This window comes from Cecembia sp. (assembly GCF_007126775.1).
Classification (GTDB): Bacteria; Bacteroidota; Bacteroidia; order Cytophagales; family Cyclobacteriaceae; genus Cecembia.
In genome coordinates this window covers 1-8,077 of the sequence record NZ_SLAP01000194.1, presented here as the reverse complement: position 1 = coordinate 8,077, position 8,077 = coordinate 1, and the positions used below count along the sequence as shown (strand labels likewise).

At 37.7% G+C, this 8,077-nt stretch carries 6 protein-coding genes; all 6 read right to left on the bottom strand.

Annotated features, from left to right (window positions below):
• Nucleotides 1-103: 103 nt before the first annotated feature.
• Nucleotides 104-1,219: a hypothetical protein gene (locus QZT73_RS12980; RefSeq protein WP_291785380.1), complete on the bottom strand. Its 1,116-nt coding sequence runs from the start codon at nt 1,217-1,219 to the stop codon at nt 104-106.
• A gap of 9 nt (nt 1,220-1,228) precedes the next feature.
• Nucleotides 1,229-1,987, bottom strand: coding sequence for a deoxyribose-phosphate aldolase (gene deoC, locus QZT73_RS12975; protein WP_291788566.1), 759 nt, complete (start codon nt 1,985-1,987; stop codon nt 1,229-1,231).
• A gap of 24 nt (nt 1,988-2,011) precedes the next feature.
• Nucleotides 2,012-2,725, bottom strand: a complete 714-nt coding sequence (locus QZT73_RS12970) for a GntR family transcriptional regulator (protein WP_291785386.1) — start codon at nt 2,723-2,725, stop codon at nt 2,012-2,014.
• A 159-nt stretch (nt 2,726-2,884) separates the two neighbouring features.
• Nucleotides 2,885-5,287, bottom strand: a complete 2,403-nt coding sequence (locus QZT73_RS12965; protein WP_291785389.1) for an OmpA family protein — start codon at nt 5,285-5,287, stop codon at nt 2,885-2,887.
• Between the two features lie 514 nt (nt 5,288-5,801).
• Nucleotides 5,802-6,656, bottom strand: a complete 855-nt coding sequence (gene purU, locus QZT73_RS12960; protein ID WP_291788564.1) for a formyltetrahydrofolate deformylase — start codon at nt 6,654-6,656, stop codon at nt 5,802-5,804.
• A 54-nt stretch (nt 6,657-6,710) separates the two neighbouring features.
• Nucleotides 6,711-8,077, bottom strand: a 1,367-nt coding sequence (locus QZT73_RS12955) for a DEAD/DEAH box helicase (RefSeq protein ID WP_291788562.1), incomplete at its 5' end; no start/stop codon positions are given.

Below are 8,077 nucleotides of genomic sequence, written 5' to 3'. Positions count from 1 at the left end.
CATCAGCCCAATCTGTGTCATCCGCGTTCCACCGAAAATAACACACAAGTTATACTGTTCCAAAAATCCATCAAAAAATCTGCGACCATCAGCCCAATCCGCGTCATCCGCGTTCCATCCACGATTCCAGATAATTTCCCAATTCAACCAAACTCGGACTTTTTCCATTTTGGATATAGGCCCCGGAACAACCCATACCCAGCAAAAGCCTCTCCTCCATTTCAAGTTCCAACAAAGCGCCCAATGCATAGCCTGCGTTGAAATTGTCTCCGCCTCCGGTGAGGATCTTGGGTTCTTTCACCAATTTACCTTCAACTTGAACCAACCCTTTTTGAGTTACTGCAAAACTCCTATTGACAGGATGAATCAACAGACAGGCAATTGTCATATTATCAAATATAGCTTTGGCCTTTTCTTCCGTTGACGAATCTTTTTTACCTGGATTTTCCAAAGCCTCAAAGACGATATTCGTTTCGTTTTCATTTAGGCCAAGGGTGACTTCCCCAAATTCACTGTACCGGGAAATGATCTGAAGAACTTCCCTGATCTCCAAATTGGATTTTCTAGATGGATCACATAGATCGAAGAAGAATTTTTTAGCCAGTGAGCCATTTGGTTTTACAACTTCTTCCAATAAGCCTTGCCAGATATCCGATGCATGCGGAAGATTAACCCAATCCACTGCGGCAAGTAACTGACTGTCAAGATAAATTTTGTTAAGCTTATCAAGACCTTTTCTTTCCTTGACTTTTTCCCAATTAAAATCATCGAAAGAGCCACAATCAGAAAATATCAACTTGCCATCTTGAAACTCAAAAGCATCTGACTGTCCTGGATTTTCCAAACTGTGCACTTGAATATTAGCATGTAAATCCTCAAAAACGGGATGAATCTTAGGAAAACCCAAAGTACCCAAACAATGGACCTGAAAACCGAGTGTACCCATAGCTTGGGACATAATGGGCGCGTTCCCGCCGATTTTAATTTCTTTGAGAGATAATTCCACTTGTCCACTTTTGCCGGAAAGGGTTTTAATATGGTCTGCAAAGCCTGAGATACCCTTGAAATATTGCTTCTCTGTACCGGATTTTTTGTGGATAACTTCATACAAGCTATCCACATACCCATCAAATCCAATCATGATGGATTGCTCAAATTTTTGGTTTTTAAGCTTTTGGGACAGTTTTCCTAATCGATTATTTGCGTTTTTGGAAGCCATAAAGATTGATCAGTAGCCTACACTTTCTTTGAATTCTGGCTTATCACCGGATTCTCCACCATATTTCTTTTTGGCATCTTCCAAAATAGTAGCAGTGGCGGTTGCCCCAATTCTAGTGACTCCCCAAGATTTTACTTTGAGCAAATCCTCCAAAGTCCTTACCCCACCGGCTGCTTTGATCTGCACTTCCGGAGTGCTGTGCTTTCGCATCAATTTCAAGTCATGTTCTGTCGCCCCTTCATAACTGTATTTGCCATCGCTTCCTTTGTTAAAACCATATCCTGTGGAGGTTTTGACAAATTCTACTTTGGCCGCACTACAGATTTCACAGAGTTTAATTTTGTGTTTGTCTTCGGGTAGATAATCATTTTCAAAAATCACTTTTAAAGCAGCTTTGTGTTTTTTAGTTATCGCTACAATTGCTTCAATCTCCTGACTCACATAATCCCAATCCTCTTGTAAGACTTTCCCTATGTTGACCACCATATCGATTTCAACAGCGCCATCTTGACAAGCTTTTTCGGTTTCGAAGACTTTAACATCTGTACTGCTATTGCCATGAGGAAATCCAATAACGGTACATACCATTACATCTGATCCCTTTAACCAATTAACTGCATCTTTTACCGCATAAGGTTTGATGCAGACTGATGCTGCATCATAATGTTTGGCCAATTCGCAACCTTCAATCAGGTCCTTGTCTGTCATCGTTGGGTGCAACAGACTGTGGTCTATCATTTTGGCAAGTTCTCGGACTTCTTTTAGCATAATGTTTTTGATTAGATTGTTTATTTACTGGAAATAGCTTCCTATTGCATAGTCTTTGGTGTTGAAGAAAAGGGAACTGTAAAAGAAAAAACCTTCTTTCGATGTACCATATTTTCTATAAGCATGGAGAATTGGATCAGTCTTATCCACATTCAAAAGTTTAGCGGTGATCTTATCCGGCTTAATGGCCCTTACTTCTTGATCCATTGATGTGACTTCAATCTGATAATCAATAACCATTGTGGAAAACAGAGAACCATTAATTAAAACCCGCTTTTCGAAATCCTCTAAACCGAAATTTGGGATGTAAGTATGTTCAAGCATGACTACATGCTCGTTTACCGAGCGAAGTCTACAGAGGTAATAAACGTCTGTACTTAATTCCTCCTCTCCGAGTTCATAGAAGAAATCATTTGGCCAATTCTGAAGTACCGGACCGACTAAAATTTCATTGCTTACCTGCTCATCAGATGAACCGATAACTTCAGAGAATCCTTTGAAGGAGAGAAGACCCAATCGCTTCTTTTTTAAATTCACAATACTGCCCTTCCCTTTTTTCTTGATGATATAGCCTTCCTTTTCCATTTTTTGAAGGGCATGCCTGACGGTTGTTCTAGTCATATCATGGACAGAAGACAATTCATTTTCAGAAGGGAGTAAATCACCTTCTTTGAAAACTCCTTTGATAATCTGCGATTTAAGCAGTTGTTGTAATTCCCTGTATTTGAAGGATTCCATAATCAAAAATAGGAACTCTAACTTGTATATACAAGCTTAAAAAATTGATCAAATGATAATTGAAATATCGGAACAATACCAAAAAAGCTGCCTCTATATTAGAGGCAGCTTTTTTTATGATTTCTTTTGAAAAATTTGAACAGATACTTATCCACATTTTTATGGGAAGTTCTCGTTCCATCTTAATGTTGTTCGCCTGTTTTCCTGATGAAGGGCTTCAGAACAGCTTTTATTGCTGCAATCATTTATCGGTAGATTTTCTCCATAAAAGGAATATTCAATCCTATTTCGATCGATGCCATTTTGGATCAGGTAGTCCACTACAGCTTTTGCTCTAAGTTCAGATAAATATTCGTTGTACACATCACTGCCTCTTTGGTCAGTATGACCTTCAATGATCAAATTCCTACTTGTATTATTTTTCATCTGAATGATCACATCATCCAGTTCTCTTTGGTGAACAGATCTTAGATTGCTACGGTCAAAATCAAAATAGATAGTTGGAAGTTCTTTTGCAATTCCTACACTTGCTAGATCTTCCTCAATAATTTCTCTAGCTCCTGAATAAGTAGGCAAATCAGTATGTAGAATGATATCACATGGATCATCTATTCCTTCCGGTAGTTCATACTGCATATCTTTATCCACAAATGCAGTAAGAGTCAATTCACTTCTTCTGTTCAATTGATGGTTAGATTCTGAACAAGGAACACCATCTCCACAATCATTGACAAGTCTTTCCTCACCAAACCATTCCAATTTGATCCTATCCGGAGATATTCCTAAGGTGATCAAGTATTGATTAACAGAGGCTGCCCTTCTTTCGCTCAATGCTTCATTGTATGCATTTGAAGCCCTGGAATCTGTATGAGAACTCACGTACAAAATAGTGTGTGGGTTCTCCACCATTAGATTGCCGATTTTTTCAAGTGTTGGTTTTTCAGTATCCCTAATATTAGATTTATCAAAATCATAATAGACATTTTCCGAAAGCAGTTTGGATTTGTAAGGTATTGCTGCAATTGTATACCTCTTGACCAAAGTATCTCCTTCAAATCCAACTGTGGTCAGGGTACTGTCAGTGATTCCAAAATATCCTTTTTTATCAATTTTGAGACGGTAATCGGTATCAGGGTTTAATCCTGCAATAAGAACCCCCTCTTTATTAAGTTCTATTTCAATGCTTTTATCCGAGTTATCCACAATCTGGGATTCAAATTCTGTTATGGGCTCTCCATTACAATCTTCCACAGATACTTTCAAAACTTTAAAAAGATCCTTAAGGGTATAAATATCATCTAAACCTTGACCCCCTTTTCTGTCGGAAGAAATATAAGTTTTTCCATCGCTTGAGGCTATAAAATAAAAATCATCTCTAATGCTATTGTAGGGAAGGCCCATATTCCTAACGTTATCCACACTTCCATTGATATAGTCTCCAACAAAAAGATCCATGCCTCCTAGGCCCACATGACCACGGGAAGAAAAATAAAACTTATTGTCATAAACTGATGGATGGCTTTCATTATGAGATGTATTGACTACAGGTCCTAAATTAACCGGTGCAGAAAAATTAAGGTTATCATCAAATTCTGCGTAATAGATATCAAATCCACCCAAGCCTCCAGGCATATCAGATGCAAAATACAGTCTTTTGTTATGTATATCCACAAAGGGATTCATGACCCCATAAGCAAGCTGATCATTGAATTTAAATGGTTTGCTTCCTGTAATATTTCCGGCTTCATTAACCTTTCCAAAATAAATACCAGCATGGTTGACAAAATTTTTCTGCCCCTTTAGTTTTGTGGTTCCTAAAAAGGCAGTGTAAAAGATCAGATCCAATTCAGTTGAAAAATGCGGATCGTTTAAGTGAAGAACATTAGGAAGGTCGGTAGTTACTTTTGAAACGACACCTTCTGTATTCTTTCTATAAATTTTATAAAATTCCCTTTCGTTGACATTGCTTTTTTCTTTGCTAAACACATCATTCTTAGCGTCCAATCTCAATGAAGGAATAGGATCTACAATGCCAGTTGGCCCTCTATCGCTTGAAAAGTAGGTATTTCCAGAGTTATCCACAGAATAACCAAATTCAGAGGCATCTGAGTTAATCAAATCAACAGGGGATAATTCCAATGTCGAAGGCCTTTCCAAAAGTGCCTTCATACCTTCAATATTTAATTCTGGAAAATCGGAAGCAGAAAATCCAGCACTATCTAGGAGTTGATCAATCTCTTCCCACATACCAACTTTTAATGCAGAACTCAAAAACTTAGAGTAATCGTTCTTGGTTGACTCATCAAATCCTACAACAATGCCCCACCATTGATGGGCTTCTTCATAAGATCCAAATTTCTCGTAAGTATTTGCCAAGTTTCGCGCCGTGGTATATTTCGCTTTTTTGTCAAAGGCTTTTTTGTATGCTTCAGAAGCCTTCAGGTAGTTTTCCAGATTGTATTGCTTATCAGCATACCTAAGCAGACGGCTTTGGGCATTGACATCTATCTTTGAAAAAAGAAGACAAACAACCGATAAAATAATCAAGAAAGTTCTTTTCATATTCAACTCCATCAATGACTCTTAAAAAATCAGACTATCGCAATCAACAGCAAATTTAGGAATACGCATTAATTTTTTTATAAATTAAGTAAGATCCACGAAATACCCTAATCTGATAAAGAGTACCTTTAAAATGTGGATAACTATATAATTTTAGATTAAGCACTGTGTTATACATATTTCTAGGACTTCGAAAGCGCAGTAATCAAACACTTCCGACAGACCAGTAAAAATTTCCTGTAGAATATGGTTTATATTGAATAACCTGAATGCAAACTAAACAATAAACTCTTTACAAAAATGGCGTTTTTTTAAATAAAACAAAATTTTTTTTATTAATTTTTAAGTGTGGCAAAACAATAGCTTACAAAGTGGTTTTTTATTCTTTTAAGATGCAAAAAAATAGTAATGGCCAAAAAAGGAAATTTTCGGAAAATTTCCTTTTTTGGGGTTTTTCATGTCATTCAGTCAGAAATTAACTGTTAAGTTTTTAATGTGAAAAGAAATTTGCCGATCAATAAAAGATCACAGTTTTATTCCTATATGCCAGGATTTTACTCTCCAAGTGGTATTTGATTGCTTTTGAAAGTACTACTTTTTCCACATCCTGACCTATCTGCACCAAATCCGAAGGGGAGTTATGATGTCTTACCCTTGCTACTTCCTGTTCGATTATCGGTCCAGCATCTAATTCATCAGTTACATAATGTGCTGTTGCACCGATAATCTTCACTCCCCTTTCATAGGCCGCATGATAAGGTTTGGCTCCTACAAAGGCTGGTAAAAAGGAATGATGGATGTTGATAATTCGGTTAGGAAATTCATTGATAAAATTTCCACTAAGAATCTGCATGTACCTAGCCAAGACAATAAAATCTACCTTATGCTGTTTCAATAGGGCAATTTGCTCCTTTTCCACAGCCATTTTGTTGGACTTATCCACAGGAAGGTGGTAAAAAGGAATTCGGAAAGATGTAACCACAGGCTTCAAATCCAAATGGTTGGAAATTACCAAGGGTATTTCGACTTGAAACTGTCCTGAATAGTATCTACTTAAAATATCAAAAAGACAATGGGATAACTTAGAGACAAAAATTGCCATCCTGGGTTTGGGAGAATTGAAGTATAAATCAAACTTCATATTCAGGAATTGTGCCACTTCCATTTCAAATGTTTTGGCTATTTGTTCCTTTTGAATAGCAAAACTTTCCAACTCCCAAGAAGCCCGCATAAAAAACATCCCGATTTCTTCATCAACATGCTGATCGATTTCCAGAATGTTGCCTTTATACTTATACAAGAATTCAGAGACCTTGGCAACTATGCCTTTTTGATCTTTACATTGAACAATTAAAATCGCCTTTTCCATAGTTTAAATAAGTTAAAGCATTAAAAAAAGTTATCCACACTTTGCTGAAGGGTATCAATCCAATAAGACCTCAATATCCTCTTTGCTCAAGCTCTTCATAAAACTTTCCTCTGTACTGATCAATTCTCCTGCCAAAGCCATTTTCCTTTCCTGCAGGGCCATAATTTTTTCTTCAACCGTATTGTGGGTAATAAATTTATAAATCATGACTTTATTTTCCTGTCCAATCCGGTGTGCTCTATCAATAGCCTGTGCTTCCACAGCAGGGTTCCACCAAGGATCCAGAAGAAAAACATATTCTGCTTTGGTAAGGTTAAGGCCTACCCCACCAGCTTTTAGGGATATCAGGAAAATCTTGACCTCCTCATTTTCCTGAAATGACCTTACTTCTGCTTGCCGGTCTTTTGTAGCTCCATCTAAATAGGCGTATTTTATCCCCTGCTCGTCCAAATATTCTTTGACAATGGCCAAATGTCTGACAAATTGGCTAAATACTAGAACTTTATGTCCTTCAGATGCAGTTGCTTCCAACATGTGGATAACATCTTCCAGTTTGCCAGAATCCCCAGAATAATCTTTATCCGTCAATCGGGGGTGGTTGGCTATTTGTCTTAACTGTGTCAATCCACGCAAAAGGGTAAATTGCTGGTTCCTTAAACCTGGAATAGTCATTTCATTGACGATTTTCTCTCGGTAATAGCCTTTAACCTCTTCATAGGCCTTCTCCTGATCCGGGGTCATGGTGGAGTACTTTATGTTGATAACTTTTTCAGGCAAATCTGTGGCCACCTGTGTTTTTAACCTTCTCAAAATAAAAGGCTTGATCATGGCATGCAACTTTGCCGCTTTATTCCTATCATTTTTCTTTTCAATGGGCTGAAGGAATTGTTTTTTGAACATTCCCTGAGTTCCCAATAAACCCCTGTTAATAAAGTTCATCTGCGACCATAGGTCCATTGTCCCATTTTCCACTGGTGTACCCGTCAAGATTAACTTTTGGCGACAATTGAGTTCATTTACAGCTTTTGAAATGATACTTCCCGGATTTTTGATGGCTTGTGATTCATCCAAAATGACGTAATTAAAATAAAAGCCTTTAAGGATATCCACATCCATTCTGGTGATCCCGTAGGAAGTCAATACCAGGTCATATTTTGCAAAGCGGGTATTGTCTTTTACGCGTTGTGTGCCTGTATACGTCAAAATCTTCAATTTGGGTGTGAATTTTTTTGCTTCCAGTTCCCAATTGTAAACCAATGATGTAGGCATAACCAAAAGAGAAGTAGAATCCGGATTGGCTTCTTTCTCATGCGCTAAAAGCGCCAGGGCCTGAACGGTTTTTCCAAGACCCATGTCATCTGCCAAGCAGCCACCAAAACGGTATTCATTTAAAAATCTCAGCCAATTGTAGCCTGCTTTTT

Excerpts from the sequence above, each read along its gene's own strand:
- deoC (WP_291788566.1), bottom strand. The coding sequence starts at position 1,987 with ATGCTAAAAGAAGTCCGAGAACTTGCCAAAATGATAGACCACAGTCTG.
- purU (WP_291788564.1), bottom strand. The coding sequence starts at position 6,656 with ATGGAAAAGGCGATTTTAATTGTTCAATGTAAAGATCAAAAAGGCATA.
- QZT73_RS12980 (WP_291785380.1), bottom strand. The coding sequence starts at position 1,219 with ATGGCTTCCAAAAACGCAAATAATCGATTAGGAAAACTGTCCCAAAAG.
- QZT73_RS12965 (WP_291785389.1), bottom strand. The coding sequence starts at position 5,287 with ATGAAAAGAACTTTCTTGATTATTTTATCGGTTGTTTGTCTTCTTTTT.
- QZT73_RS12970 (WP_291785386.1), bottom strand. The coding sequence starts at position 2,725 with ATGGAATCCTTCAAATACAGGGAATTACAACAACTGCTTAAATCGCAG.